The following is a 26219-nucleotide window of genomic DNA, read 5'->3' as shown; positions in this document are numbered from 1 at the left end:
CCGCCCTGGCCAGACCGGGCGGCTCGCGCCAACGCCGGCATCGCGCGGTTCGCGCCGCTCGCCGAGGCCACCGACGAGGACTTCGAGCTGGTCTTCGCCACCAACACCCGCGCGACCTTCACCGCCCTGCGCGAAGCCGCCGGCCGGCTCCGGGACGGCGGGCGGACCATCCTGATCTCCAGCGGGACCGTCGCGACGACCCGGCCGCACACGGGCGTCTACGCGGCCAGCAAGGCCGCCGGCGACCAGCTGGTGCGCGCGGCCGCCAAGGAACTCGGCCCGCGGGGGATCACCGCGAACAGCGTCCTGCCCGGCGCCACCCGCAGCGACGCGCTGGACGCGGGCATGAGCGCGGACCGCCTCGCCGCGACGGTCGCCCAGACCCCGCTGGGGCGGCTGGGCGAGCCGCCGGACATCGCCTCGGTCGTGGCGTTCCTCGCCTGGGCGGACGGCGGCTGGATCACCGGCAAGACCATCCACGCCGGGGGCGGGCTGTTCTAGCCGCCGAACAGCTTGATCACCTTGAGGATCAGCTCGTAGAGCCCGTAGAGGAACGGCACGCCCACCCACAACCAGGCCAGGGTCATCAGCCACACCCGGCGGCGCGCGGGGCTCTGCTCCGTCGTGCTCATTTCGCCTCCTCGCGCGCGGCGTCCGCGCTCTCCGGCTCGTGGTACTTCGCGTTCACCGGGCGCACCAGCTCGTTGGCGATGAAGCCGACCACCAGCAGCGCGATCATGATGTAGAACGACGTGGTGTAGAGGTCGGGTCCCTGCTTGCCGGCGTGCTTCTGGCTGTCGGCGATCGCGTTGACGATCAGCGGCCCGAGCACGCCGGCCGCCGACCACGCGGTGAGCAAGCGGCCGTGGATGGCGCCCACCTGGTAGGTGCCGAACATGTCCTTCAGGTACGCCGGGATCGTGGCGAAACCCGCCCCGTAGAAGGACAGGATCACCATGGCCGCGAGGATGAAGACCACTTTGGACGAATTGCCGGCGAGGGCGATCACCAGGTACAGCAGCGCGCCCACACCGAGGTACATCCGGTAGATGTTCTTCCGCCCCACGATGTCCGAAGTGGACGACCACACGAACCGGCCGAGCATGTTGGTCAGCGACAGCAACGCGACGAAACCGGCGGCCGCGGTCGCGCCGACCGGCACCGGCGTGCCCCGGAAGAAGTCGGTGATCATCGGCGACGCCTTCTCCAGGATGCCGATGCCCGCGGTCACGTTGAAGCACAGCACGACCCACAGGCACCAGAACTGGGGCGTCTTGATGGCGTTGGCCGCCGACACGTTCGCCGTGGTGATCATCGACCGGGCCTTCACCGCCGCCGGCTCCCAGCCCTTCGGCTTCCAGCCCTCGGCAGGCACGCGCACCAGGAACACCCCGAGCGACATGAACAACGCGTACACCACACCGTGGATCAGGAACGACGTGCCGATACCGCTCGGCGTGGACCCGAACGACTCCAGCATCTGGCTCGACCACGGCGAGGCGATGAGCGCTCCCCCGCCGAAACCCATGATCGCGATCCCGGTCGCCATCCCCGGCCGGTCCGGGAACCACTTGATCAGCGTCGACACCGGCGAGATGTAACCGATGCCGAGTCCGACGCCGCCGATCAGGCCGTAGCCGAGCACCACCAGCCAGTACTGGGAGGTGAACGCGCCCAGCGCGGACACCAGGAAGCCGGTCGAGAAGCAGGTCATCGACACGAACATCGCCCAGCGCGGCCCGTTGCGCTCGACCAGCGTGCCGCCGAAGGCCGCGGACAGGCCGAGCATGACGATGCCGAGCTGGAACGGCAGCGCGCTGAGCGTGCCGGACAGGCCCAGGGCCTTCTCCAGCGGCGGTTTGAACACGCTCCACGCGTAGGCCTGGCCGATCGCGAGGTGCACCGACAGGGCCGCCGGCGGGATCAGCCACCGGCTCCAGTCCGGAGGCGCGATGCTGTGCGAACGGTCGAGGAATGTGACGGCCACGGCGGGCTCCCCTACGCTGGTGATTGAGCCTGCAATTTCTTACTAGATGCGCGACGGCACGGCAAGCTCCTGTCGTCGATGAGTGGAATGGAGTGCCCGATGGGGCGCGTGACGGTGCGACGACCGGTGCGGAAGCTGACCGACGGCGGGCGGACGCGGCGCGCCGACCTGCTGGCGGCCGAGGAGCCGCTGGAGCTGCGGGTCGGCGGCAAGGCCCTGGCCGTCACCATGCGCACGCCCGGCCACGACGTCGAGCTGGCGCACGGGTTCCTGCTGTCCGAAGGCGTGATCGCGTCGCGGGACGACGTGTTCACGGCCCGGTACTGCGACGGCGTCGACGACCAGGGCCGCAACACCTACAACGTCCTCGACCTCACCCTGGCCGAGGGCGTGGCGCCGCCGGAGACGGGCGTGGAGCGCAACTTCTACACGACGTCCTCGTGCGGGGTGTGCGGCAAGGCGGCGCTGGACGCGGTGAAGCTCAAGACCCGCTTCGCGCCCGGGGAGTCGGCGTTCGCCGTGACCACCGACGTGCTCGCGGGGCTCCCGGAGGCGTTGCGCGCGCAGCAGCGCGTGTTCGCCAGCACCGGCGGCCTGCACGCGGCCGGGTTGTTCCGCGCGGACGGGTCGCTGCTGGCCGTGCGGGAGGACGTGGGCAGGCACAACGCGGTCGACAAGGTGCTGGGCTGGGCGCTGCTGGAGGGCCGGGTGCCGCTGTCGGACTGCGGGCTGCTCGTCTCCGGGCGGGCGTCGTTCGAGCTGGTGCAGAAGGCCGCGATGGCGGGCATCCCGTTCCTCGCGGCCGTGTCCGCTCCGTCGTCCCTGGCGGTGGAGCTGGCCGAGGAGAACGGGATGACCCTCGTCGGGTTCCTGCGCGGCACCAGCATGAACCTCTACACCGGCGACCAGCGCGTGCTGGAGCCGGCCGGGGTGTGAGCGTCAGATCCGCGGCATGACCTCGGCGGCCACGCGTTCCATCTGCTCGGCCTGGTCGGCGAACGGGGTGAACAGGATCAGCTCCGCACCCGCGTCGGCGACCTCCTGGACCCCGGCCACGCACTCCTCGGGGGTGCCGGCCACGGCGACGGCCTCCAGGCCGCGCTTGCCGTAGATGCCGGCGAGACCGTCGGCGGCGCGGCGCCGGGCGGCGTTCCCGTCGTCGTCGATCGAGATGTACACGCGCTTGGCGATCTGGAAGTCCTCGCGCCCGCCCAGCAGCTCGCGCAGCGTTTTGACCTGCTCGGCGAAGGCCGCGGTGGTCGAGGAGCCGGCGCCGAAGAACCCGTCGCCGTGCTTCACGGCGCGGGCGAGGGCGTTCGGGTGGCTGCCGCCGAACCACAGCGGCGGGCCGGGCTTCTGGAACGGCTTGGGCTCCATCGTGGCGCCCTCGAGCTGCCAGAAGCGGCCGTCGAAGTCGACCTCCTCTTCGGTCCACAGGGCCTTGAGCAGGCGGATGCCTTCGGTGAACCGGGCGACGTGCGCCTCGCCGTCGAGGCCGAACGCGCCGAACGGGCGGTTGCGCCCGCCGCTGCCGACGCCGACGTCCAAGCGGCCGCGGCTGAGCTGGTCGAGTGTGGCGAGGCTCTTCGCCAGGTGCGCGGGGATGTGCAGCGGGGTGACGTGGACGGCGCAGCCCAGGCGCAGGCGCTCGGTGCACGCGAACGCGTAGGCCATGGTTTCGTTCGCCGAGAGGTGCGGGAAGGCGCCGAGGACCTGTTCCTGGGTCCAGCCGCTCTCGAAACCGAGGTCCTCGGCCCGCCGCAGGTAGGCGCGGAAGGCGCCGGGGTCGAAGGCTCCGTCCGCCACGAACTGGGGAATCGAGATCGCGAACCGCACGATCACGAGACTAGTCCCGTCCGGTGTATCGCTTCCGGCCCTTCCCACGACATGGGTAGCGGGATTGATGTTCAATGGCGCCGGGAGGCCAGGTGAACGAGGACGAAGCGACCGAACCGCGCAGGCGGCCGAGCCGCCGTTCGGTGCTGATCGCGGGCGCTTCGGGCCTGGGGATCGCCGCGTTCGCCGCCGGGACCGCCACCGGGGTGCTGCCGGTGAGCGAGGCGCTGCAGCGGGCGCTCGGTGTGACGTCGTCCTCCCCGGCGACGCAGATCGGGGTCGCGAAGGTCGAGCGGGTGTGGTCGCGGTACCGGAACCGGATGGTCGACCTGGTGACCCTGCTGCCGTCGAAGTCGCCGCCGCGGAACCTGCCGGTGTCGCTGCTGCTGCACGGCCTGCGCGGACGGGCCAGGACGGCGGCGCCGACGGGGACGCTCGCCGAGCTGGCCAGCCAGGTCGCCCGGAAGCGGGTTCAGCCGTTCGGGTTCGTCGCGGTGGACGGTGGGGACAACTACTGGCACGAGAACATCCCCGGTGACGATCCGATGGGGATGCTGCTGGAGGAGGTTCCGCAGTGGCTGCGGGAACGCGGCCTCGGCGGCGTCGACGGACTGCCGTTCGCCTGCACCGGGATGTCGATGGGCGGTTTCGGTTCGCTGCTGTACGCCCGCCGCCGGGTGGAGCGGCGTCAGCCGGTGGGGGCGCTGGCCCTGCTGGCGCCGGCGCTGATCCTGTCCTGGACGGAGATGGCGAAGCGCAACGCCTTCCGCGACGAGGCCGACTGGGCATCGATGGACCCGCTGAGGAACCTGGGCGCGACGGCCGGCATCCCCACGGCCGTGTGGTGCGGCACGGAAGACGCGTTCATCAGCGGCGCCCGACGTTTCATCGCCGAGACGAGACCGGAAATCGGCTACACGGCGAAGGGCAAACACGGCGACTCGTTCAACCGCACGGTGGTGCCAAGCATGGTGAGCTTCCTCGGCAGGCACCACCCCGGCGCGTAGCGCCCGCTTTTGATCTTTGACCCCAACGAAGCTGGGTGGTCATCCCGTCGCCTGACACCGCAACGATCACTTTGAGCCAGGCCCGCAACATCCGCTGCCAACGCGAGATGACATGCCAACCTTGCGGGCCTGGCTCAAAGTGATACACACAAACCGGAAGGCGACGGGATGACCACCCAGCGACCACCTGCCCGAGGCGAGACAACAACGGTCCCCCGTCATCCCGGAGCCTGCCCGTCCGGCGAGGACATCTTTTGATCTTTAGAGGTGACGTTAGGCAGGCGAAGAGCCCGCCCTACGGGCGGAGGCGCCTACGGCGCCGGACGGTCACCTTGGGTGCCACCTCCCCCGCCCCCTCTCTTTGAGTGTGTATTGGTCGGCTCGCGTTGCCGGCCGGCGGTTTGCTGGGCTGCCGCGCGGACAGCCGAGTGCCGGTTCCCTTGCGTTGCCGGCCGCCGGCAGTGCCAGGTCAGCTGACCCAGCGGCCCACCACCGACAGCAGCCACAACCCGAACAGCGTCGCCGCGAAGAGTACGCATGACCAGCGCAGCAAGGGGCGGTACTCGGTGCCTGCTGCGCGTACCCGGCGGAGCGCGTAGAAGCCCAGGCCGAGCACGGGGAGCGGGATCAGGGGCAGCGCCGAGAGCCGCACGGGGGCGGCGATCACGCAGGCCGCCGTCATCAGCCCCAACAGCACCAGCGTGACCTTGTACAGCGCCGCGCTGCTCAGGTACGGCGCGACGATCCGGAACGTCAGATCGCTGATGCCGCGCACGTCGTCCCGCCCCTCCGGAACGACGGTGTCCCCGGCCTCGGCCGGAGCGGTGCCCTCGCCGGCACCCGAACGGGGACCAGCCCCCTCCACGCTCATCGGACTAGCTTAGCGAGCGCGGCGGAACCGCCTTCACGCAGATCAGGCCGTTTTCTCGCCACGTTCGCTGCTGCGGCGCCGCGAGGGCTGGCGCGACACGATCGTGGGATTGACGTTCTCGCGGACCGTCTGCTCGGTGATGACGACCTTGGCGACGTCGGTGCGGCTCGGGATGTCGTACATCACCGGCTGCAGCACCTCCTCCATGATCGCGCGCAGGCCGCGGGCGCCCGTGCCACGCAGCACCGCCTGGTCGGCGATGGCCTCCAGCGCCGTCTTGGTGAACTCCAGCTCGACGTTGTCCATCTCGAACAACTTCTTGTACTGCTTCACCAGGGCGTTGCGCGGCTCGGTGAGGATCCGGACCAGCGAATGCTTGTCCAGGTGCGTCACGTTCGCCACGACCGGGAGACGGCCGATGAACTCCGGGATCAGCCCGAACTTGATCAGATCCTCGGGCATCGTGTCGGAGAAGACGTCGCTCTCGTCGATCTCGGCCTTCGTGCGGATCTCGGCGCCGAAGCCCAGGCCGCGCTTGCCGACCCGCTCGTTGATGATCTTCTCCAGGCCCGCGAACGCGCCCGCCACGATGAACAACACGTTCGTGGTGTCGATCTGGATGAACTCCTGGTGCGGGTGCTTGCGTCCGCCCTGCGGCGGCACCGACGCCGTCGTGCCCTCCAGGATCTTCAGCAGCGCCTGCTGCACACCCTCACCCGACACGTCCCGGGTGATCGACGGGTTCTCCGACTTGCGGGCGATCTTGTCGACCTCGTCGATGTAGATGATGCCCGTCTCGGCGCGCTTGACGTCGTAATCCGCCGCCTGGATCAGCTTCAGCAGGATGTTCTCGACGTCCTCGCCGACGTACCCGGCCTCGGTCAGCGCCGTGGCGTCCGCGATGGCGAACGGCACGTTCAGCATCTTGGCCAGGGTCTGCGCGAGGTAGGTCTTGCCGCAGCCGGTGGGCCCGAGCAGCAGGATGTTCGACTTCGCCAGCTCGACCGGCTCGTCCTTGGCGTCCTTCGGACCGGTCTTGTCCTCGGACTGGATGCGCTTGTAGTGGTTGTACACCGCCACGGCGAGCGTCCGCTTGGCGTCGCTCTGGCCGATGATGTACTGGTCGAGGAACTCGTGGATGTCGAGCGGCTTGGGCAGCTCGTCGAGCTTGACCTCGCCGGCCTCGGCCAGCTCCTCCTCGATGATCTCGTTGCACAGGTCGATGCACTCATCGCAGATGTAGACGCCAGGTCCGGCGATGAGCTTCTTCACCTGTTTCTGGCTCTTCCCGCAGAAAGAACACTTCAGCAGGTCCCCGCCGTCGCCGATCCGTGCCATGACCGTTGACCTGTTCCCCTCCGGTGCACCTGCCGGCACACCTGATCGTGTTCCTGCCCTCACCGCCGAGCCAGCGGGAAAAATGGCCGCTGCCCCTAGACGGTACCCGCCCGGAGCGCCGCGCGGGAGGACCAGCGGGCGCCGGGCGCCCCGAGACCCTAAACCGGGGGACGGGGCGTGCCGGGTAGGACACGCACCGGCCCGGGCCAGAGTCCCGGGGCCAGGACTCAGCCGATCTGCGACGCCTTGCGGTACGGCAGCACCTCGTCGATAATGCCGTACTCCTTGGCCTGCTCGGCCGTCAGGATCTTGTCCCGCTCGATGTCCGCGCGGACCTCGTCGGCGGTCTTGTTCGTGTGCTTGGACAGCGTGGTCTCCATCAGGCGGCGCACCCGCTGGATCTCGTTGGCCTGGATCTCCAGGTCCGAGACCTGCCCGTAGGTGCCCTCGGTGGCCGGCTGGTGGATCAGCACGCGGGCGTTGGGCAGCGCGAGCCGCTTGCCCTTGGTACCGGCCGCCAGCAGGACCGCGGCCGCGGAGGCGGCCTGGCCCAGCGCGACGGTCTGGATGTCCGGGCGCACGAACTGCATGGTGTCGTAGATCGCCATCAGCGAGGTGAACGAGCCACCCGGCGAGTTGATGTAGATCGTGATGTCGCGGTCCGGGTCCTCGTGCTCGAGGTGCAGCAGCTGGGCCATCACGTCGTTGGCCGACGCGTCGTCCACCTGCACGCCGAGGAAGATGACCCGCTCCTCGTACAGCTTGTTGTACGGGTTCGATTCCTTGACGCCGTAGCTGGTGCGCTCCACGTACGACGGCAGGATGTACCGGGACTGCGGAAGCTGGAAGTTGTTCATGAGAGCTTTCTCCTCGTCAGGCCCGGTCAGCGGCTGCCGTTGCTGGACGGGAGCTGGTTCTCCCGGGTGAGGACGTGGTCGACGAAGCCGTACTCCCGCGCCTCCTCGGCGGTGAACCAGCGGTCCCGGTCGCCGTCGGCGATGATCTGCTCGACCGTCTGACCGGTCTGATCGGCGGTGATCCGGGCCAGCTCCTGCTTCCACTTGCCGAAGACCTCGGCCTGGATCGCGATGTCGGATGCGGTGCCGCCGACACCGGCCGACGGCTGGTGCATCAGGATGCGCGCGTGCGGGAGCGAGTAGCGCTTCCCGGGGGCGCCCGAGGACAGCAGGAACTGCCCCATCGAGGCGGCCAGGCCCATCGCGTAGGTCGCCACGTCCGGCTCGATGAGCTGCATCGTGTCGTAGATGGCGAACCCGGCGGTCACCGAGCCGCCCGGCGAGTTGATGTAGAAGCGGATGTCCGACTCGGAGTCCTCCGCGGACAGCAGCAGGAGCTGCGCGGTGATCCGGTTCGCCACCTCGTCGTTGACCTCGGAGCCGAGGACGACGATGCGCTCCTGGAGCAGCCGCTCGTACACCGAGTCGGTCAGATTGAGGCCCGCGGTCGAGCTGCGTGCCTCTGCCTTGTGCTGCGTCACGTCTGCCTGCCTTTTCACCGCTGTGGCTCTCCCGGGGAGGGAGATCCACTGTGCACTGTCGAAGATGCTGAGATCTTGTAACCGACCCTAACGAACTCGGGCGGCCCGGCATGCCCGGTACCGCCCAAGTTCGCTGACAGCTTTATTTCTCGGAAGCAGCCGCGGGTTCCTCGGTGACCTCGGTCTCAGTGGTGGCCGCGGGGGCCTCCTCCTCGTCCCCGAAGAGGTCGCTCAGGTCGATCTCGGCGCCGGAGGCGTCGGTGACCGTCGCCTTGCGCACGATCGAGGCCAGCGCCTTGCCGCGGCGCACGTCGGCGAAGATCGCGGACAGCTGGCCGGACTGCTGGGCCCGCTGCACGTACTCGTCCGGGCTGATGCCGAAGCGCTGGGCCTGGTAGATGATCCGCTCGGTCAGCTCGGCGTCGCCCACCTGGACCTGCTCGGCGTCGGCGACGGTGTCCAGCAGCAGCTGGGTGCGCACCGCCTTCTCCGCCTCGGTCTGCAGCTCGGCGTGGAACTCCTCGAGGGTCTTGCCCTGGGTCTCCAGCACCTTGGCGAGGTTCTCCTCGCTGTGGTCCAGGTCGTGGATCGCGTCGTGCTTGCGGTTCTCGACCTCGGCCTCGACGACCTTCTCCGGCAGCGGGACGTCGACGGTCTCCAGCAGCTCGTCCAGGATCTTGTCGCGGGCCTGCACGCCCTGCTGGACCTTCTTCATCTTGCCGAGGCGCTCGCGCAGGTCGGACTTGAGCTCGTCGATGGTGTCGAACTCGCTCGCCAGCTGGGCGAACTCGTCGTCGGCCTCGGGGAGCTCGCGCTCCTTGACGCTCTGCACGGTCACCGACACCTCGGCGTCGCGGCCGGCGTACTCACCCGCCACCAGCTTGGTGGTGAAGGTCTTGGTCTCGCCCTCGTTCGCGCCGATGATGGCCTCGTCGATGCCCTCGACCAGCTGGCCCGAACCGATCTCGTAGGACAGGCCGGTGGTGGCGGCCTCCTCGACCTCCTGGCCGTCGACGGTGGCCGACAGGTCGATCGACACGAAGTCGCCGTCCTGGGCGGGGCGCTCGGCGCCCTTGAGGGTGCCGAAGCGGGCGCGGAGGTTGTCCAGCTCGGCCTCGACCTCCTCGTCGGTCACCTCGACGTCGTCGACGCTGACCGACAGGCCGCTGAAGTCGGGGAGGGTGATCTCCGGGCGGATGTCCACCTCGGCGGTGAACTCCAGCACCTCACGGTCCTCGAGCTTGGTCACCTCGAAGTCGGGCTGGCCGAGGGTGCGCACCTCGCCGGCCCGGACCGCCTCCAGGTACTTCGCCGGGATGGCCTCGTTGACGACCTCATCGAGCACCGGCGCGCGGCCGATCCGGCTCTCCAGGACGCGGGCGGGCACCTTGCCGGGCCGGAAGCCCGGGATGCGGACCTGCGAGGCGATCTTGGAGTAGGCGCGGTCGAAGTTCGGTTTGAGTTCGTCGAACGGCACCTCGACATTGATCTTGACTCGCGTCGGGCTGAGCTGCTCGACGGTGCTCTTCAACGTGTTCTCCTCGAGCCGTGAAAACCTGGTTTTCGGGTGGTAGCCGACAAGCGGGCACGGCGGTGCCCAAAGGCCGAGTCTAGGCCAGCGACTTGACAGCACCGGCCGGACCCTGCTTCCCCGGCCGCCGGGTCCGGGCGCGGACTCTCCGTTTACATTTCCACACCCTTTGTCTACGGTCTTGGTCCAGCCGTCCCGCCGTCCCCAGGAGCCCGGTTCGTGATAGCCGATGCCCAGGTCCAGGGCGTTCCGCAGGCTCTGGCGGAACCCCGGACGCGCCTGCCGGTGGTGGTCGTGCCGACCGCCGGGCTGCTGGTCGCCGGGCTCGCGCTGTGGGGCTGGGCGACCCTGCTCGCGCTCGTCTGGCACTCACCGGCGTGGGTGACCGTCCCGCTGCACACCCTCGCCGTGGTCGCCCTCTTCACCGTGCTGCACGAGGCCGCGCACCACGCGGCGGGCAGCCTCACGTGGGTGAACGAGGTGCTCGGCCGGCTGACGGTGCCGTTCGTGTCGCCGTTCGGCGGCTTCCCCGCGGCCCGGTACGTGCACCTGACCCAGCACCGGTCCGGCTCGCCGGAGCACCTCACGCCGTGGAACACGCGCGGCCCGGCGTGGACGCTCCCGGCGCGCTGGGCGACCGTCGACCTCTGGTACGCGTGGCGCTACCTGTCCACACCCGGGCGGCCGACCGCGGAGAGCGCCGAGATGCTCGCGATGCTCGTGTTCCTGCCGTGCGTGCTGGCCGCCGTGGTCGGCACCGGGCACGGGTGGGAGCTGGCGGTGGTCTACCTGCTGCCGCAGCGGCTCGCGCTCACGCTCGTGTCGTGGTGCCACGACTGGCATCCCCGGCGGCGGCCGACCGGCTACCACCGGATGCACGCCGAGCGGCCCAGCCAGCCGTTCTACCGCTACGCCGCGATCCCCGCGCCGCGTGCGCCGGAGCCGCCGGCGTCGGTCGCCGAGGCGCCGCCCGCGGAGTTCCACCCGCTGACCGTCACCGGCGTGCGGTGGCTGACCGGGGAGGCCGTCGCGGTCACCCTCGCCGTGCCGGACGGGCTGCGCGAGGTGTTCCGGTTCGCGCCGGGGCAGCACCTGGTGCTGCGGGCCGAGATCGGCGGCGAGCCGGTGGAGCGCAGCTACGCGATCTGCGCGTGCCCGGACGAGCCGGAGCTGCGGGTGGCGATCAAGCGGGTGCCCGGCGGGCGGTTCTCGGAATACGCGACGGGGTTGCGGCTCGGCGACCGGGTCCTGGCCCGGCCGCCGTCCGGGACGTTCACCCTGCGCTCGCGGCCGCGGCACGTGGTGGCCGTGGCGGCGGGTTCGGGGATCGCCCCGGTGCTGCCGGTCGTGGTGCACCTGCTGGAGACCTCGCCCCGCAGCCGGGTGACGCTGCTGTACGTGAACCGGTCGGGGGACGACGCGCTGTTCGCCGACGAGCTGTCGGAATACACGCGCCGCTTCGAGGGGCGGCTGCGGGTGACCCACTACCGGACCGACGAGCGCGACCCGTCGCTGCGCTACTCGCGGGGGTCGCGGCCGTTCGACAGCATCGGGCAGGCGCTGGCGATCTCGTACGAGCGGTACGTGCCGGGCGGGCTGGACCCGGGGCGTATCCGGGCGCTGCTGGAGGTGCGCCTGCACCCGGCGAAGGTGGACGAGTGGCTGGTGTGCGCGCCGTCCGAGGTCGCCGGGCCGGTGCGGGCCGCGCTGGCCGAGCACGGGGTGCCGGACGACGTCGTGCACGTGGAGCACTTCCACCGGCCCTGAGCGCTCACTCGCAGAGCGCGCGCACGGTCTCCAGTTCGCCCCGCACGACCGACGCCTGCTCCGCGACCGCGGTCTCCGGCGTGCCGTCCGGGAAGAACATCGTGAACTGGTACTCCGCGCCCGGGCCGTTGGGCAGCACGCGGGTGTAGACGCCGGCGTCCGGGTTGTCGGCGGCGAAGAAGTCGACGGTGCCGTGCTCGCGGGAGGCGCGGACGTTCACCCGCGTGGCGTCCACGCCGGGAGCCCACTTGGGCAGCTGCCCGGGGTCGGACACGAGGTCGAAGACGGTCTGGGGCGCGGCGGCGATCGAGATGGACTCGGTGATTGTCTGCATGCGCTGATCGTACGCGCTTGCGTATCGTTTTGTCACTCTACGATTCGGGGCGTGACGGATCTCGGCGCTTCGCTGGCGCGCATCGTGCGGCGGTTGATGAAGGCGGAAGAGCCCGTGCTGCGTGAACACGGGCTCTCGATGTGGGCGTACGCGGCGTTGTCGAGCCTCGCCGAGCGCCCGGCGACGTCGCAGCTCGCGCTGGCGAAGGCCATCGGCTACGACAAGACCCGCCTGATCGGCCTGCTGGACGAACTCGCCGAGGCCGGTCTGGTCGTGCGCGAGCGGGACCCGGCCGACCGGCGCTCCCACATCGTGCGGCTGACCCCGGACGGCGAAGCCCGCCACGCCGCGGCCCGGGCCGGCATCCGCGCGCTGGAGGACGAACTGCTCGGCGCGCTGAGCGCGGCCGAGCAGCGTGCGTTCCGCGCGATGCTGGCCCGGATCGCGGACGAGGCCTAGCGCCGGTCGAGCCGGATCAGCGGCATCGCGGTGGCGGCGAGCGCGGCCCCGATCAGGCAGACCGAGGTGAGCGGCGCGCCCCGGCTCAGCGCGGCGGCCGCCAGGACCGGGGTGATGCTGATGCCCAGCTGGAACGCCGACACGGTGGTGGCGCCGGCCAGCGTCGGCGCGTCCGCCGCCACGGTGAAGACGCGCCCGTAGATCGCCGGGTTCAGCACGAACGCCGCCACGCCGAGCAGGAAGACCACCGGCACCACCACCCATCCGTGCCGGACCGCGACAGCCATCACCACCGACAGGACCACGATCGCGGCGGCACCCGTGACCAGCGCGAGGTGCGGACGCCGATCGGACACGCGGCCGCCGATCGACAGCCCGGCGAACGCGCCGGCCCCGAAGAGCGCGAGGATCGCCGGGATCCACACCCCGGGCACGGTGAGCATGGCCGCGAGGTAGTTGAACGTGATCATGTAGGCGGCCGTGGTCAGGATCGTGATCGCGAACAGGCGCCACAACGCCGGTTTCCGCATGGTCGCCAGTTCGCGCGCCACGCTGGGCCGGGCCGCGTGGTTCGGCGCCGCCGGGATGCCGAGCAGGCACCCGCCGATCCCGGCGACCGTGAGCGCCGCCACCGCCCAGAAGCCGCCGCGCCAGTCGGTGAAGTGGCTCAGCAGCGTGCCCGCGGGCCCGCCGGCGACCATCGCCACGCTGAGCCCGCTCACCACGACCCCGGAGGCGCGGGCGGTCCGGTCGGGTGTCACCAGGCTGATCGCGGTCACCGACGCCACCGCGAAGAATCCGGCGTAGGCGATGCCGGAGACCGCCCGGCTGACCAGCAGCACGGGGTAGTCGCCGAGCAGCCCGGCGACCACGCTCGCGGCGAAGACGGCCTGGGTCACGACCAGCGTGGCTCGGCGGGGCCAGCGCAGGCTGAGCACGGCGAACGGCGGCCCGCCGAGCACCACCCCGAGCGCGAACGCGGTGATCAGGAACCCGGCGGACGACAGCGGGACGTCCAGGTCGGTGGCCACCGCGGGCAGCACCCCGGCCAGCAGGAACTCCGCGGTGCCCATCGCGAAGAGGCTGAACCCGAGCAGGTAGACCCCGGCGAGCAGCCGGTTGCGGGTCTGCGTGGCGATCATCGGGCCGCGCCCCCGGCGAGCTCCCGCTCCAGCAGCCAGGAGGACATGGCGATGGCCGCGGTGCCACCCGCCCCGCGGCCGCGACGACCTGCGCCCTCGGGTTGACCACGTTGCCGGCGGCCCACAGGCCGGGCACGTCCGTGGCACCCTGGCGGTCGACGTCGACGAGCCCGCTCCCGGGGTCGCGGCGCGCCCCGAGCGCGTTGAGCACGGCGTCGTGCGGCACCGGCCGGGACTGGACGAAGATCGCGTCGCAGGTGAGCGTCCCGCCGTCGTCGAGCTCAAGGGTGAGCCCGTCGCTAACCCGCGTGACGCGCGCGTCGACCACGCGCACGCCGTACGCGGTGAGGCGGTGCCGCTCGGTGGGGCCGACTTCGGTGCCGTTGGGGCAGAACGTGACCGAGGGGCTGTGCCGGCGCATCAGCGCCGCCAGATGGGCGCTGCCGATGACCACCACCGCCCGCCCCCGCACCTCGTAGCCGTGGCAGTGCGGGCAGTGGTGCACCTCGGACGCCCACCGCTCGGCCAGCCCCGGGATGTCCGGCAGCTCGTCGGTCAGCCCGGTGGCGACGAGCACCGAGCGCGCCCGCAGGACGCGGTCGTCGCCGAGCCGGATCTCGAACGTGCCGTCCGGGTCGCGCCGGGCGGCGGCCACCGTGGCCCGCTCGACGGTGCCGCCGTAGCGGGTGAACTCGTCGCGCCCGGTGGCGAGGAACTCCTTGGGCGCCATGCCGTCCCGGGTCAGGTAGCCGTGCATGTGGCCGGCGGGCCCGTTCCGCGGCTCGCCGGCGTCGACGACCAGGGTCGCGAACCGCGCCCGCGCCAGCACCACCCCCGCCGACAGACCGGCCGCCCCGCCGCCGATGATCACCGCGTCCCACAGTGTGTTCTCCATGTCGGATCACCTCCGCCACGAGCATCCGGAGATCCGGCCGGTCCCGACAACGAACGTTGCCAAAACCGGGACGCCTTGGTTCACTGCGTGCCGTGGACTCACAACCGGCCGTCGGCGCCGTCATCGAGCAGATCGCACCCCGGCTGCGGCGCGCCCGGGAACGGAAGGGCGTCAGCCTGACCGATCTCGCGCGGACCACGGGGATCTCGACGAGCACCTTGTCCCGGCTGGAATCGGGGCAGCGCAAGCCGAGCCTGGAACTGCTGCTGCCGGTCACCACGGCGCTGGGCATCCCGCTCGACGAGATCGTCGCCGCGCCCCGGATCGTCGATCCACGCGTGCCGCAGGAGCCGACGCGCAAGGACGGCCGGGTGCTGATCCCGTTGTCGCGGCACCAGGGCGAGCCGCGGGCGTACAAGATGATCATCCCCGCGCACGACGAGGAACCGCACCTGCGCACCCACGCCGGCTACGAATGGCTCTACGTGCTGCGCGGGCGGCTGCGGGTCCGGCTGGGCGACCACGACTTCGTGATGGCCGCAGGCGAAGCGGCCGAGTTCGACTGCCAGATCCCGCACTGGTTCGGCGCGGCCGGCCGGGGCGGCGTCGAGGTGCTCAGCCTGTTCGGCCGGCAGGGCGAACGCATCCACCTCCGCGCGCGGGCCCGCTAGCGGCGCAACCACGGAAGTCGTGCTCCACACCGGCCACCGTCGCGCCGTGGACCGAGGTCAGCTCGAACCCGAGTCCGCGGTGCCGTCGTCGCGGCGTGGGAGGACGCCCTGCTGGCTGCCGCCGGGGGTGCCGGTGCCGGCCTGGTCGCCCTCGGTCAGCGTGTGGGCGGTGTAGCCGCCGTTGCCGTCGGAGACGACGTACTCGCCGTGCAGCGCGTTCCGTCGCCGAGGCGTCGGCCGACCCGCCGGCCGCGTAGATCGCGACGGCGATCGCAGCGACGGTCTTGCGCGTCGACCACTTCAGCGGCTCCGCTGTGCGCGGACTGTGGCAGGGCCAAAGGATTTCTGTGCCCGGCCGGACACAGCCGCCGCACAGGAACTCCACAAGGACTCCACACGATCCAGGCGGATCGTCGTGGCATGACCCCGCATCCGCGGGCCGGGACGCGACCGCGGCGCGTCCGGCCGCTGCGGACCAAGCTGATCGCGGCACTCGTCGCGCTGCTCACCGTGGTGTGCCTGGTGGTCGGCGTGATCAGCGAGTTCGCGCTGAGCAGGTTCCTCACCCAGCAGGTCGACGCGCAGGTGCGCGACGCGGTCGAGCGGACCCGGCACTTCGACGGGCCGGCCGGCGACGATCCGCTGCACATCCCGGGCACCGCGGAGGGCACGCTGTACGCGCAGCTCTCCGGCGGCCAGGTCCGCGCGGCGGCGACCCTCGCCCAGATCCCGGGTTCGCCGGAGAACGAGGCCCAAGCGCTGCCCGCCACCGACGCCGTGGCCCTGCTGGAGGTGCCGGTCGACGGTCACGCACACACGATTTCGCTGTCCGGCGGCGACTACCGGGTGATCGCGACGATCGACGACGGCGCCGTGCTGATCCTCGGCCTGCCCTTGGACCAGGCCGAGGACACGCTGGTCACCGTCGGGATCATCCTGGCCGCGGTCGCCGCGATCGCCGTGCTGGGCGCGGGGTTCGTGGGCGCGTTCGTCGTGCGCCGGACCCTGCGCCCGCTGGACCGCGTGGCCGCGGCCGCGGCGCAGGTCACCGAGCTGCCGCTGGACCGCCGCGACGTCGCGTTGTCGGTGCGCGTCCCGGTGACCGACACCGATCCCTCGACCGAGGTCGGGCAGGTCGGCCACGCACTGAACCGGATGCTCGTGCACATCGACAACGCGCTCGACGCCCGTGCGAACAGCGAGATGCGGGTGCGCCAGTTCGTCGCGGACGCCGGCCACGAGCTGCGCACCCCGCTCGCCGCGATCCGCGGGTACGCCGAGCTGACCCGGCGCGGCGGCGGGCGCGTGCCGCCGGAGATCGCGCACGCGATGAGCCGGGTCGAGTCCGAGGCCGACCGCATGACGACGCTGGTCGACGACCTGCTGCTGCTCGCCCGCCTGGACGCGGGCCGCCCGCTCGACGCCGGGGATGTCGACCTCACCCGCCTGGTCGCCGACGCGGTCGGCGACGCGCACATCACCGGGCCCGAGCACCGGTGGCGGCTCGAACTGCCGCCGGACCCGGTCGTGGTGACCGGCGACGCCCAGCGCCTGCACCAGGTGCTCGGCAACCTGCTCACCAACGGCCGCACCCACACCCCGCCCGGCACGACCGTGACCACGCGGCTCGCGGTGTCCGCGGACGGCACCGCGGTCCTGACCGTCACCGACGACGGCCCCGGGATCGCCCCCGGCCTGCTGCCGCACGTCTTCGAACGCTTCGCGCGCGGCGACTCCTCGCGCTCCCGCGCGGCCGGCAGCACCGGTCTCGGCATGGCGATCGTCGCCGCGGTGGTGCACGCGCACCACGGCACGGTCGGTGTCCACAGCAGACCCGGCCGCACCGAGTTCGAGGTGCGGCTGCCACGCACAGGTTTCGCACAGGAACGCCACAACGACGACCAAGCTCGGCCGGTGACAGTGACGTCATGACGGCCCTCGCCGAGCGTGACTCCGCACCCCCGACCCCCGAACCCGCCAGTCCGCGCCCCCGGCCGGTCTGGGTGCGCCCGGCGCTGGCCGGGCTGCTGCTGGTCACCGCCGTGCTCTACCTGTGGGGACTGAGCGCGTCCGGCTGGGCCAACGCGTTCTACTCGGCCGCCGCGCAGGCCGGCGGCGAGAGCTGGCAGGCGTGGTTCTTCGGCTCCAGCGACGCGGCCAACGCGATCACCGTCGACAAGACGCCCGCCGCGTTGTGGGTGATGGGCCTGTCGGTGCGGCTGTTCGGGCTGAGCTCGTGGAGCGTCCTCGTGCCGCAGGCGCTGATGGGCGTCGGCTCGGTGTGGGCGCTGTTCGCGGCCGTGCGCCGGGTGTCCGGACCGGCCGCGGGCCTGCTGGGCGGCGCGGTGCTCGCGCTGACCCCGGTGGCCGCGCTGATGTTCCGGTTCGACAACCCGGACGCGCTGCTGGTGCTGCTGCTCGTGCTCGGCGCGTACTGCGTGGTGCGGGCGCTGGAGAAGGCGAGCCCGAAGTGGCTGGCGCTGGCCGGGGTCGCGGCCGGGTTCGGCTTCCTGGCGAAGATGCTGCAGGCGTTCCTGGTGCTGCCCGCGTTCGGGATCGCTTACCTGCTCGCGGCGCCCACGTCGCTGGGCAAGCGGCTGCTGCACCTGCTCGGTGCGCTGGGCGCGGTGGTCGTCTCGGCCGGCTGGTACCTCGCGGTCGCCGAGCTGTGGCCGGCGTCCGCGCGGCCCTACATCGGCGGTTCGCAGACCAACAGCATCCTCGAGCTGACCCTGGGCTACAACGGCGTCGGCCGGATCACCGGCGACGAGGTCGGCAGCCTGGGCGGCGCGCAGAGCGACGGCAGCTGGGCGCGGCTGTTCGGCAGCGAGATGGCCGGCGGGATCGCCTGGCTGCTGCCGGCGGCGGCGATCGCGCTCGGCGCGCTCGTCTGGCTGACCTGGCGCGCGCCGCGCACCGACCGCACGCGTGCCGCGGCGGTGCTGTGGGGCGGCTGGCTGGTCGTGACCGGTGGCGTGTTCAGCTTCATGAGCGGGATCATCCACCCGTACTACACGGTCGCGCTGGCCCCGGCGGTCGCCGCGCTCGCCGGGACCGGGGCCGTGCGGCTGTGGCGGGCGCGGGCGCACCCGATCGCGTCCGGGTTGCTGTCCAGCGGTGTCGGGCTCACCGCGCTGACCGCGTACTTGTTGCTGACGCGGGAATCCACGTGGCTGCCGTGGCTGAAGTACGTGGTGCTGCTGTCCGGGCTGGCCGCCGCGGTGCTGATCCTGGTGTCCGACCGGCTGCCGCGCGCCGGTGCCCGCGTGGTCGCGGTGGTGGCGCTGGTCGGTTCGCTGCTCGGGTCCGGCGCGTACACCGTCGCGACCGCGGCCACGCCGCACTCCGGGGCGATCCCCTCGGCCGGGCCGGACAGCGGCGGGTTCGGTGGGTTCGGCGGACGAGGCGGTCCTCGCGGCGGCGGTGTCGGCAGCCTGCTCATCACGACGACACCGAGCGCGGAGATGACCGCACTGCTGCAGGCCGACGCGGAGAACTACACGTGGGTGGCGGCCACGGTCGGCTCCAACCCCGCGGCGAGTTACCAGCTGGCGTCCGGCTTCCCGGTGATGGCGCTGGGCGGGTTCAACGGCACCGACCCGTCCCCGACGCTGGAGCAGTTCCAGGCCTACGTCGCCGACGGGCGGATCCACTACTTCATCGGCGAACCCACGGAGATCAACAGCACCGGCGGCAGCGACGCGGCGGAGGAGATCGCCGCATGGGTGGCGGCCACGTTCACGGCGACCACTGTGGACGGTGTCACGGTGTACGACCTGACTTCCTAGGCAGCACAAGACTTCTGCAAAGTCAGCGCACAGCCCCGGCACCACCAGCATCGACACCCGGACCGCCAACCCGGTTCTCGACGTCGTCATCCCGGTCCACAACGAGGAAACCGACCTCGAACCGAGTGTCCGCCGGCTGCACGCGCACCTGGTCGCCACCCTGCCCTACCGCTTCCGCATCACCATCGCCGACAACGCGAGCACCGACACCACCCTGCTGGTGGCCGAACGGCTCGCGCGCGAGTTCGCCGAGGTCGAGGTGCACCACCTGGACCTCAAGGGCCACGGGCGCGCGCTCAACGCCGTCTGGTCCGCCTCCGACGCCCAGGTGCCGGCCTACCTGGATGTCGACCTGTCGACCGATCTCGCCGCGCTGGCGCCGCTCGTCGCCCCGCTGATCTCCGGGCACTCGGACGTCGCGATCGGCTCGCGGCTCGCCCGCGGCGCGCGTGTGGTGCGCGGAGTGCTGCCGCTGGTCGAGGACACCGGCTGGTTCTTCGAGACCGAACTGCTCGTCCTCGCGCAGCGCGCCGGCCTGCGCATCCACGAGGTCCCGGTGGACTGGGTCGACGACCCGGACTCGTCGGTGGACATCGTCGCGACCGCCACCGCCGACCTCAAGGGCGTGGCCCGCCTGCTGCGCGCGTTCCCAAGGGCACGCTGCCGATCGGTGTCGCGGCGCCCGGGGTGCCACCACGGCTCGCCACGCAACTGGTCCGCTTCGCGGCGATCGGCGTCGGCAGCACCCTGGCCTACCTCGTGCTGTTCCTCGTGCTGCGCCTGGGCACGGGTGCGCAGCTCGCCAACTTCCTGGCCCTGGGCGTCACCGCGATCGCCAACACGGCCGCCAACCGCCGGTTCACCTTCGGCGTGCGCGGCGCGAAGGGCGCGGGACGGCACCAGTTCGAGGGCCTGATCGTGTTCGGGCTCGGGCTCGTCCTCACCAGCGGATCGCTCGCGCTGCTGCACGGCCTCACCGCGCCCGGACTCGTGCTCGAGCTGGCCGTCCTGGTGCCGGCGAACCTCGCCGCCGTCCTGCGATTCGTCCTGCTGCGCGGCTGGGTGTTCCACCCGCGCCGGCAGCACTGACCCGGTCCACCAACGAGCGGGAGTTCACCCCATGACCCCAGCTTCACCGTGCTGGCGCCGCAGGCGCTGATGGGCGTCGCCTCGGTCGGGTTGCTGTACGCGACCGTGAAGCGCACCTCCGGTCCCGTGGCAGGGTTGTTCGCCGGGGCCGCGTTCGCGCTGACACCGGTGGCCGTGCTGATGTTCCGGTTCAACAACCCGGACGCGCTGCTGGTGCTGCTGCTCCTCGCGGGCGCCTACTGCACCGTGCGGGCCACCGAGAAGGCCAGCGGGAAGTGGCTCGCGCTGGCGGATGTCGCGATCGGCTTCGCGTTCCTGACCAAGATGATGCAGGCGTTCCTGGTGCTCCCGGCGTTCGCGCTGGTGTACCTGGTGGCCGCCCCGGCTTCGGTGCGCCGCCGGGTGCTGCACCTGCTCGGCGCCCTGGTCGCCGTGGTCGTCTCGGCCGGCTGGTACGTCGCGCTGGTGGAGCTCTGGCCCGCGTCGGCCCGGCCCTACATCGGCGGCTCGACCACGAACAGCCTGCTGGAGCTGGCGCTGGGCTACAACGGCCTGGGCCGCATCTTCGGCGGTGACGGCAACATGGGCGGCGGCGGCACCGGCTTCGGCGGCCGCACCCGCGTCTTCCGGATGTTCGGCTCCGCCTTCGGCACCGAGATCTCCTGGCTGCTGCCCGCCGCGGTGCTCGGCCTGGTCGCCGGGCTGTGGTTCACCCGGCGCGCGCCGCGCACCGACCGCACCCGGCTGTCGCTGCTGCGGTGGGGCGGCTGGCTCGTGGTGACGGCGGGCGTGTTCAGCTTCATGAGCGGCACGGTCCACCCGTACTACTCGGTCGCGCTGGCCCCGGCGATCGCCGCGCTGATCGCGATCGCGGGCCGGGCGCTGTGGCGGGCGCGGGCGAACTCCTCCGCCCGCGCGGTGCTGGCCGGGATGGTCGCGGTCGCCGCGGTGTGGGACTAGATCCTGCTGGCCCGCACGCCGGACTACCTGCCGTGGCTGAAGTTCGCGGTCGTCGCGCTCGGGCTGCTGGTGTCGACCGGGTTGCTGGTCGGCGTAACGCAGTTCAAGCGGATCGGGACCGTGCTCGTCACGGCGGCGGTGCTGGTTTTCGGCCTGGGCGGCGCGGCGTATGCGGTGACCACCGCGAGCGTCGCGCACACCGGCTCCACCCCGGCGTCCGGCCCGGTCAGCAGCACGATGAGCGGCCTGGGCCGGGAGCTTTCCTCGGCGGAGCTCACCACGGCGCTGTCCCAGACCACGACCAAGCGGGCGGCGGCGGGTCGCAGTCGGCGGCAAGGCGGTCATCGCCATCGGCGGCTGGGACGGCGGCGACGACTCACCGACGCTGGAGCAGTTCCGGGCCTCCGTCGCGGCCGGCGAGATCAAGTACTACCCCGCCGACGGGCAGGGCATGCGGGGCGCCGGTGAGTTGAGCTGGCTCACAGCCCGGGTTCACGCCGGTCACAGGCTGACCTCAGGCGCGACGCGGAAAGTGGAGGTATAACAGCACGAAGGAGGTCACCATGTACCGCCTCACCTCCAGCCCCGTGTGGGCCACCGCGACCGCCCGCGGCCCGCGTTCGGTGAACGCCGACGCCACTGCGGCCTACACCGACCCGAGCACCGGGGAGGTCGTGTTCGCCCTGGCCGACGGCGTCGGGGACGAGCGGTCCGCCGCGCGGGCCGCCCAGGTCGCGGTGTCCACCGCCGTCCAGGTGCCCGCGTCGCAGGGCCCCGCGGCCGCGCTGGCCGCCGCCCAGCGGGCCGTGCGGGCGGAGGCGGCCGGCGACTGCGTGCTGGTGGTCGCGACCCCGTTCGACGGTGGTTACCGGGTGGCGTGGGTCGGGGACGTGCGGGCCTACGCCTGGAACGGCGGCTCGCTGCGGCAGCTGACCAGGGACCACACGGTGGCCCAGTACTTCCGCGATCGTGGCCAGGTGCCCACCCCCGGGATGGAGCACCTGGTCACGACCAGCGTGCGGACGGCGCGGCCGGAGGAGTTCGGCCGCGCGGAGGCGGTGGGCCCGGCGGGGCTCCTCCTGACCAGCGACGGCGTCCACAAGCCGCTGGCGCGTGCCGCGATGGCCGAGCTGCTGCGGGTGCCGGCGAACAGCGCGCAGGCCCTGGTGGACGCCGCACTGGCCGCGGGCGGCCGGGACAACGCGACCGCCCTGATGGCCGACCTGGCGCCCGCCCTGCCCGACCTGACGACCACCCCACTGCCGACGGCCACCCCGGCGTGAGCCGGCGGCATGCGGAAGGATCTCCACGATGACCACCGATCCCTCCCCCGTGCCGGACCTCGTCGTGCCCGACCAGGGCCTGGTCGAACAGCTCCTGGACCAGATCGACCTGAAGCACGCCCTCGACGAGGACGGCGACCTCGGCGCCGCGTGGGAGCACTACCGCATCTACTTCCTCTTCCGGGGCGAGCAGGAGAACCAGACCTACGCCGTGCGCGCCTTCTACGACCGCCCGCACGCCATCGAGCACAAGCCGATGCTGCTGGAGGCGATCGACGACTGGAACCGCCGCACGCTGTTCCCCAAGGTCTACACCCACACCGACGACGACGGGACGGTCCGCCTGATCGGCGAGGAGTCGATGCTGATCGGCACCGGTGTCGCGCTGGAACACTTCGTCAACAGCACGGTCAGCTGGATCCGCGCGTCGATGGAGTTCGACAAGTGGCTCGTCGAACACCTGGGTCTGGCGGCCGACCTCGACGGCGATTCGAAACCCGACGACGAGTGACGAGGCGCCGTCACGACGTGACCGGCACGGCGTTGGCGCGGATCACCTGCGCGTAGAAGTGGGCGCTGCGCTTCATCGTGCGGACCTGCGTCCGGTAATCGACGTGCACCAGGCCGAACCGCTTCGAATAACCCTCCGCCCACTCGAAGTTGTCCAGCAGCGACCAGTACGAGAACCCCCGCAGGTCGACCCCCTGCGCGAGCGCCGCGTGCGCCGCCCGCAGGTGCGCGGCCAGGAACTCGACCCGCTCGACGTCGTCGATCCAGCCGTCCGGCCGCACCGAGTCGTCGTAGGCCGCGCCGTTCTCCGTGACGTACAACGGCACCGCCGGGTACTCGCGGTGCACCCGCACCAGCGTTTCGGTCAGCCCCTCCGGCTGCACGGACCAGCCCGAGTGCGTCACCGAGGCCGCGGCGTCGGGCACGAACCCGATCCCGTCCGCGCCCACCCACTCCAGCCCGCCCGGCTCGACGCCCGGCCGCAGCGTGCCGGTGACCTCGTAGCCGCGGTAGTAGTTGATCCCCATCTGGTCGATCGGCGCCCCGATCAGCGCCAGGTCCCCGTCGCGGACGCACTCGCCCAGACCGAACGGCTCCAGGTCCGCCAGCAGGTCCGCCGGGTACCGGCCACGCAGCACCGGGTCGAGGAACAGCCGGTTCTGCAACCCGTCCACCCGCCGCGCCGCGTCGGCGTCCGCCGCCGAATCCGAAGCCGCCCGCACCGGGTACAGGTTCACCGTGATCCCGGCCTGGACGTCCGCCGCGCGCCGGATCTCGGCGAGCCCGAGCCCGTGCGCGAGCAGCAGGTGGTGCGCGGCCGCGACCGCCGCCCGCGGCTCCTGCCGCCCCGGCGCGTGGATCCCCTTGGCGTAGCCCAGGAACGCCGAGCACCACGGCTCGTTCAACGTGGACCAGAAGGGAATGCGGTCCCCCAGCCGGTCCGCCGCCGACGCCGCGAACTCGGCGAAGCGGTAGGCGGTGTCGCGGACGGCCCAGCCGCCACGCTCCTCCAGCGCCTGCGGCAGGTCGAAGTGGTACAGCGTGGCCCAGGGCGTGATGCCCCGGTCCAGCAACGCGTCCACCAGCCGCTCGTAGAAGTCCAGCCCCTTCGGGTTGACTTCGCCGCCGTCGGGCCGCACCCGCGACCAGGCCAGCGAGAACCGGTACACCCCGAGCCCGAGTTCGGCCATCAACGCGACGTCGTCGCGGAACCGGTGGTAGTGGTCGGCCGCCGGTTCCCCGGTGTCACCGCCCGCGACCGCGCCCGGACGGCGGCAGAACGCGTCCCAGATCGAGTCGGTGCGACCGTCCACAGTGGTCGCCCCCTCGATCTGGAAGGCCGCCGTGCTGGCCCCCCACGCGAACCCGGGCGGGAACTCCAGCCCGGCGGTGACCTCTTCACCCAGAACCGACATGCTCACCCTTTCACCGCGCCCTGCATGATCCCGGACACGATCTGGCGCCCGAGCAGCAGGAAGACGATCAGAACCGGAATGGTCGCCAGCGTGGTCCCGGCCAGCACCAGCGAATAGTCGACGTAGTGACCGCTCTGCAGCTTCTCCAGCGCGACCTGCACGGTGGGGTTGCCCGCGTCGAGCACGATCAGCGGCCACAGGAAGTCGTTCCACGACATCATGAACGTGAACATCGCGAGCACCGCGGCCGCCGGGCGGATCGCGGGCAGGCAGACGTGCACGAACGTGCCGAACACGCTGCACCCGTCCACCCGCGCCGCCTCGATCAGCTCGTACGGTACGGCGTCCACGATGTACTGGCGCATCCAGAACACCCCGAACGCGGTGACCAGGTTCGGCACGATCACCGCCTGCAGGTGCCCGGCCCAGCCGAGTTCGGACATCATGATGAACAGCGGGATCACGCCCAGCTGCGTGGGCACCGCGAGCGTCACCACGATGAACACGAACAGGCCGTTGGAGCCGCGGAAGCGCATCTTGGCGAAGGCGAACCCGGCCAGCGCGGAGAACAGCACCGTCGTGAGTGTCACCGTGCCCGCCACGATGAGGCTGTTGCCCAGCGCCTTCCAGAACGGCACCGCGTCGAACACGCGGCTGGCGTTGGCCCAGAAGTTGCCGCCCGGCAGCAGCGGCGGCAGGTGGTCCGACAGCATGCCGGTGTCGCGGCTGGCCACCAGGAACGACCAGTAGAACGGGAACAGCGAACCGGCGACGAACGCGATCAGCGTGGCGTAGACGAAGAAGCGCGACCCGCCCCGCCGCCGGGGAAGTATCCGTACGGTCATCGTTTCAGTCCCGTCGTCGCGGCGAGCCGCCGGGTGATCAGGAAGTTGACCAGCGCGATGAGGACGATCAGCAGGAACAGCAGCCACGCGATCGCCGACGCGTAGCCGAGGTCGAAGCTCTCGAACGCGGACTGGTACAGGTACAGCGTCAGCGTCTGGAACTGGTGCTGCGAACCACCGTTGTTCGACCCGGGCATCGCGTCGAACAGCTTGGGCTCGGTGAAGATCTGCAGCCCGCCGATCGTCGAGGTGATCACCACGAAGATCAGCGTCGGCCGCAGCATCGGCAGCGTGATCGAGAAGAACCGGCGGACCGCGCCGGCACCGTCGACCACCGCCGCCTCGTAGACGTCCCGCGGCAGCGCCTGCATCGCCGCCAGCACGATCAGCGCGTTGTAGCCGGTCCAGCGCCAGTTGACCATCGTGGCGATCGCCAGGTGGCTGGCGAACCGGTTGGCCTGCCACTCGACCCGGTCCAGCCCGAACGTCTCCAGCATCGCGTTGACCAGCCCGTAGCGCGGGCCGAACAGGTTCGCGAAGATGATGCCGAGCGCGACCAGGCTGGCCGAGTACGGCAGCAGGATCCCGACCCGCCAGCTCGCCGGGAAGCGCAGCCGCAGCGACAGCAGCGCCGCGAGCAGCACCGCGATCACCAGCTGCGGCCCGCTGGACAGCACGAAGATCGAGATCGTGTTGACGACCGCGTTCCAGAACTGCGGGTCACCGAGCAGCGTCACGAAGTTCTGCAGCCCGATGAACTTCGGGTCGTCGTCGCCGATCTCCCAGTCGAACAGCGACACGTAGCCCGTGTAGAGCAGGGGGAACAGGCCGGTCAGGCCGAACACCACGAAGAACGGCGCGATGTAGAGGTACGGCGAGAACTTGACGTCCCAGCGCGAGAGGCGTTGCCGCAGCGTCGGTCTCGCCGGTTCCGGCGGCACGTCCTGCCTCGGCGGTTTCTCCGCCACGGTGGTCATCGGCCTGTTCCCCCTC

Annotated in this window: 23 protein-coding genes and 3 pseudogenes; 12 read left to right on the top strand and 14 right to left on the bottom strand. The window is 71.4% G+C overall.

The genetic code is table 11. The annotated features are described in order from the left end of the window. The first annotated feature begins 39 nt into the window (after nt 1-39). Nucleotides 40-501 carry an SDR family oxidoreductase gene (locus tag L1857_RS11355; protein WP_275895918.1) on the top strand — a complete coding sequence of 154 codons (462 nt, stop codon included), beginning with the start codon at nt 40-42 and terminating at the stop codon, nt 499-501. Here L1857_RS11355 and L1857_RS35385 read toward each other — a convergent pair. Both L1857_RS35385 and L1857_RS11350 read right to left on the bottom strand, forming a co-directional pair. Continuing rightward, complete coding sequence (locus L1857_RS35385) at nt 498-632, bottom strand: MFS transporter small subunit (protein ID WP_275895917.1); 135 nt, start codon at nt 630-632, stop codon at nt 498-500. The genes L1857_RS11355 and L1857_RS35385 overlap by 4 nt on opposite strands. Continuing rightward, complete coding sequence (locus L1857_RS11350) at nt 629-1987, bottom strand: L-lactate MFS transporter (RefSeq protein WP_116113001.1); 1359 nt, start codon at nt 1985-1987, stop codon at nt 629-631. The genes L1857_RS35385 and L1857_RS11350 overlap by 4 nt, the downstream gene beginning before the upstream one ends. A 99-nt stretch (nt 1988-2086) precedes the next feature. On the opposite strand from L1857_RS11350, the gene fdhD reads away from it, so the two are divergent. Further along, on the top strand, nt 2087-2923 hold the full coding sequence (gene fdhD / locus L1857_RS11345) for a formate dehydrogenase accessory sulfurtransferase FdhD (RefSeq protein ID WP_116113003.1): 837 nt from the start codon (nt 2087-2089) through the stop codon (nt 2921-2923). A gap of 3 nt (nt 2924-2926) precedes the next feature. On the opposite strand, the gene L1857_RS11340 is transcribed toward fdhD, so the two are convergent. After that, a complete protein-coding gene (locus L1857_RS11340) occupies nt 2927-3823 on the bottom strand; it encodes an LLM class flavin-dependent oxidoreductase (protein ID WP_116113025.1) in 897 nt (298 codons plus the stop codon). A 74-nt stretch (nt 3824-3897) separates the two neighbouring features. Between L1857_RS11340 and L1857_RS11335 the strand changes: the two genes are divergently transcribed. Next, nucleotides 3898-4830, top strand: coding sequence for an alpha/beta hydrolase (locus tag L1857_RS11335; RefSeq protein ID WP_116113006.1), 933 nt, complete (start codon nt 3898-3900; stop codon nt 4828-4830). 469 nt (nt 4831-5299) lie between these two features. Here the strand turns inward: L1857_RS11335 and L1857_RS11330 are convergent, their stop codons facing one another. From L1857_RS11330 to tig, 5 genes are all read right to left on the bottom strand, one after another. Continuing rightward, nucleotides 5300-5701, bottom strand: a complete 402-nt coding sequence (locus tag L1857_RS11330; RefSeq protein WP_094007764.1) for a hypothetical protein — start codon at nt 5699-5701, stop codon at nt 5300-5302. Between the two features lie 42 nt (nt 5702-5743). Beyond that, the gene (gene clpX / locus L1857_RS11325; RefSeq protein WP_094007765.1) at nt 5744-7039 is read right to left on the bottom strand and encodes an ATP-dependent Clp protease ATP-binding subunit ClpX; all 1296 of its coding nucleotides are present in this window, start codon (nt 7037-7039) and stop codon (nt 5744-5746) included. 227 nt (nt 7040-7266) lie between these two features. After that, nucleotides 7267-7896 carry an ATP-dependent Clp protease proteolytic subunit gene (locus L1857_RS11320; protein ID WP_094007766.1) on the bottom strand — a complete coding sequence of 210 codons (630 nt, stop codon included), beginning with the start codon at nt 7894-7896 and terminating at the stop codon, nt 7267-7269. 26 nt (nt 7897-7922) lie between these two features. After that, on the bottom strand, nt 7923-8537 hold the full coding sequence (locus L1857_RS11315; RefSeq protein ID WP_094007767.1) for an ATP-dependent Clp protease proteolytic subunit: 615 nt from the start codon (nt 8535-8537) through the stop codon (nt 7923-7925). A 142-nt stretch (nt 8538-8679) separates the two neighbouring features. Then, entirely contained in the window at nt 8680-10068 is a 1389-nt protein-coding gene (gene tig / locus L1857_RS11310; protein WP_094007768.1) for a trigger factor, read from the bottom strand. Nucleotides 10069-10287: 219 nt separating this feature from the next. Here tig and L1857_RS11305 point away from each other — a divergent pair, with 219 nt between their 5' ends. Continuing rightward, nucleotides 10288-11835, top strand: coding sequence for an FAD-binding oxidoreductase (locus tag L1857_RS11305; protein WP_249464990.1), 1548 nt, complete (start codon nt 10288-10290; stop codon nt 11833-11835). Nucleotides 11836-11839: 4 nt separating this feature from the next. Here L1857_RS11305 and L1857_RS11300 read toward each other — a convergent pair whose 3' ends face one another. Next, the gene (locus L1857_RS11300; protein ID WP_094007770.1) at nt 11840-12169 is read right to left on the bottom strand and encodes an SRPBCC family protein; all 330 of its coding nucleotides are present in this window, start codon (nt 12167-12169) and stop codon (nt 11840-11842) included. Nucleotides 12170-12220: 51 nt separating this feature from the next. On the opposite strand from L1857_RS11300, the gene L1857_RS11295 reads away from it, so the two are divergent. After that, entirely contained in the window at nt 12221-12628 is a 408-nt protein-coding gene (locus L1857_RS11295) for a MarR family winged helix-turn-helix transcriptional regulator (RefSeq protein ID WP_094007771.1), read from the top strand. On the opposite strand, the gene L1857_RS11290 is transcribed toward L1857_RS11295, so the two are convergent. Together L1857_RS11290 and L1857_RS11285 are read right to left on the bottom strand one after the other, a co-directional pair. Continuing rightward, entirely contained in the window at nt 12625-13770 is a 1146-nt protein-coding gene (locus tag L1857_RS11290) for an MFS transporter (protein WP_116113011.1), read from the bottom strand. The two genes, L1857_RS11295 and L1857_RS11290, sit on opposite strands and share 4 nt — an antisense overlap. A 133-nt stretch (nt 13771-13903) precedes the next feature. Next, nucleotides 13904-14665: pseudogene (locus tag L1857_RS11285) on the bottom strand (NAD(P)/FAD-dependent oxidoreductase); the annotation flags it as partial. A gap of 92 nt (nt 14666-14757) precedes the next feature. Between L1857_RS11285 and L1857_RS11280 the strand changes: the two are divergent. The 7 genes and pseudogenes from L1857_RS11280 (at nt 14758) to L1857_RS11250 (ending at nt 22967) form a co-directional block, all read left to right on the top strand. Continuing rightward, on the top strand, nt 14758-15336 hold the full coding sequence (locus tag L1857_RS11280) for a helix-turn-helix domain-containing protein (RefSeq protein WP_094007774.1): 579 nt from the start codon (nt 14758-14760) through the stop codon (nt 15334-15336). A 420-nt stretch (nt 15337-15756) separates the two neighbouring features. Continuing rightward, complete coding sequence (locus L1857_RS11275; protein WP_116113016.1) at nt 15757-17268, top strand: sensor histidine kinase; 1512 nt, start codon at nt 15757-15759, stop codon at nt 17266-17268. Continuing rightward, a complete protein-coding gene (locus L1857_RS11270; protein ID WP_249464986.1) occupies nt 17265-19124 on the top strand; it encodes an ArnT family glycosyltransferase in 1860 nt (619 codons plus the stop codon). The genes L1857_RS11275 and L1857_RS11270 overlap by 4 nt, the downstream gene beginning before the upstream one ends. Nucleotides 19125-19173: 49 nt before the next feature. After that, a pseudogene (locus tag L1857_RS11265) lies at nt 19174-20213 on the top strand (glycosyltransferase). A gap of 39 nt (nt 20214-20252) precedes the next feature. Further along, nucleotides 20253-21717 (top strand): annotated as a pseudogene (locus L1857_RS11260) (glycosyltransferase family 39 protein); the annotation flags it as partial. A 19-nt stretch (nt 21718-21736) separates the two neighbouring features. Continuing rightward, on the top strand, nt 21737-22456 hold the full coding sequence (locus tag L1857_RS11255; protein ID WP_094007777.1) for a PP2C family protein-serine/threonine phosphatase: 720 nt from the start codon (nt 21737-21739) through the stop codon (nt 22454-22456). A gap of 28 nt (nt 22457-22484) precedes the next feature. Beyond that, nucleotides 22485-22967 carry a YbjN domain-containing protein gene (locus L1857_RS11250; RefSeq protein WP_094007778.1) on the top strand — a complete coding sequence of 161 codons (483 nt, stop codon included), beginning with the start codon at nt 22485-22487 and terminating at the stop codon, nt 22965-22967. Nucleotides 22968-22977: 10 nt separating this feature from the next. Here the strand turns inward: L1857_RS11250 and L1857_RS11245 are convergent, their stop codons facing one another. From L1857_RS11245 to L1857_RS11235, 3 genes are read right to left on the bottom strand one after another with little or no spacing between them, the layout of a single operon-like run. Then, entirely contained in the window at nt 22978-24387 is a 1410-nt protein-coding gene (locus L1857_RS11245; RefSeq protein WP_429727752.1) for a GH1 family beta-glucosidase, read from the bottom strand. Further along, complete coding sequence (locus L1857_RS11240; RefSeq protein ID WP_094007780.1) at nt 24384-25226, bottom strand: carbohydrate ABC transporter permease; 843 nt, start codon at nt 25224-25226, stop codon at nt 24384-24386. Before L1857_RS11240 ends, L1857_RS11245 begins: the two co-directional genes overlap by 4 nt. Beyond that, nucleotides 25223-26203 carry a carbohydrate ABC transporter permease gene (locus L1857_RS11235; protein WP_094007781.1) on the bottom strand — a complete coding sequence of 327 codons (981 nt, stop codon included), beginning with the start codon at nt 26201-26203 and terminating at the stop codon, nt 25223-25225. The genes L1857_RS11240 and L1857_RS11235 overlap by 4 nt, the downstream gene beginning before the upstream one ends. Nucleotides 26204-26219: the final 16 nt, after the last annotated feature.

Source organism: Amycolatopsis thermalba (genome assembly GCF_023376025.1).
GTDB classification, from domain to species: Bacteria; Actinomycetota; Actinomycetes; order Mycobacteriales; family Pseudonocardiaceae; genus Amycolatopsis_E; species Amycolatopsis_E thermalba.
This window is presented reverse-complemented; position numbering and strand designations above follow the sequence as displayed.

Bases quoted from the DNA above. Each gene is read 5' to 3' on its own strand.
- L1857_RS11330 (WP_094007764.1), bottom strand. From the start codon at position 5,701: ATGAGCGTGGAGGGGGCTGGTCCCCGTTCGGGTGCCGGCGAGGGCACC.
- L1857_RS11235 (WP_094007781.1), bottom strand. From the start codon at position 26,203: ATGACCACCGTGGCGGAGAAACCGCCGAGGCAGGACGTGCCGCCGGAA.
- L1857_RS11275 (WP_116113016.1), top strand. From the start codon at position 15,757: ATGACCCCGCATCCGCGGGCCGGGACGCGACCGCGGCGCGTCCGGCCG.
- L1857_RS11270 (WP_249464986.1), top strand. From the start codon at position 17,265: ATGACGGCCCTCGCCGAGCGTGACTCCGCACCCCCGACCCCCGAACCC.
- L1857_RS11300 (WP_094007770.1), bottom strand. From the start codon at position 12,169: ATGCAGACAATCACCGAGTCCATCTCGATCGCCGCCGCGCCCCAGACC.
- L1857_RS11320 (WP_094007766.1), bottom strand. From the start codon at position 7,896: ATGAACAACTTCCAGCTTCCGCAGTCCCGGTACATCCTGCCGTCGTAC.
- L1857_RS35385 (WP_275895917.1), bottom strand. From the start codon at position 632: ATGAGCACGACGGAGCAGAGCCCCGCGCGCCGCCGGGTGTGGCTGATG.
- L1857_RS11240 (WP_094007780.1), bottom strand. From the start codon at position 25,226: ATGACCGTACGGATACTTCCCCGGCGGCGGGGCGGGTCGCGCTTCTTC.
- fdhD (WP_116113003.1), top strand. From the start codon at position 2,087: ATGGGGCGCGTGACGGTGCGACGACCGGTGCGGAAGCTGACCGACGGC.
- L1857_RS11335 (WP_116113006.1), top strand. From the start codon at position 3,898: ATGGCGCCGGGAGGCCAGGTGAACGAGGACGAAGCGACCGAACCGCGC.
- clpX (WP_094007765.1), bottom strand. From the start codon at position 7,039: ATGGCACGGATCGGCGACGGCGGGGACCTGCTGAAGTGTTCTTTCTGC.
- L1857_RS11250 (WP_094007778.1), top strand. From the start codon at position 22,485: ATGACCACCGATCCCTCCCCCGTGCCGGACCTCGTCGTGCCCGACCAG.
- L1857_RS11255 (WP_094007777.1), top strand. From the start codon at position 21,737: ATGTACCGCCTCACCTCCAGCCCCGTGTGGGCCACCGCGACCGCCCGC.
- L1857_RS11290 (WP_116113011.1), bottom strand. From the start codon at position 13,770: ATGATCGCCACGCAGACCCGCAACCGGCTGCTCGCCGGGGTCTACCTG.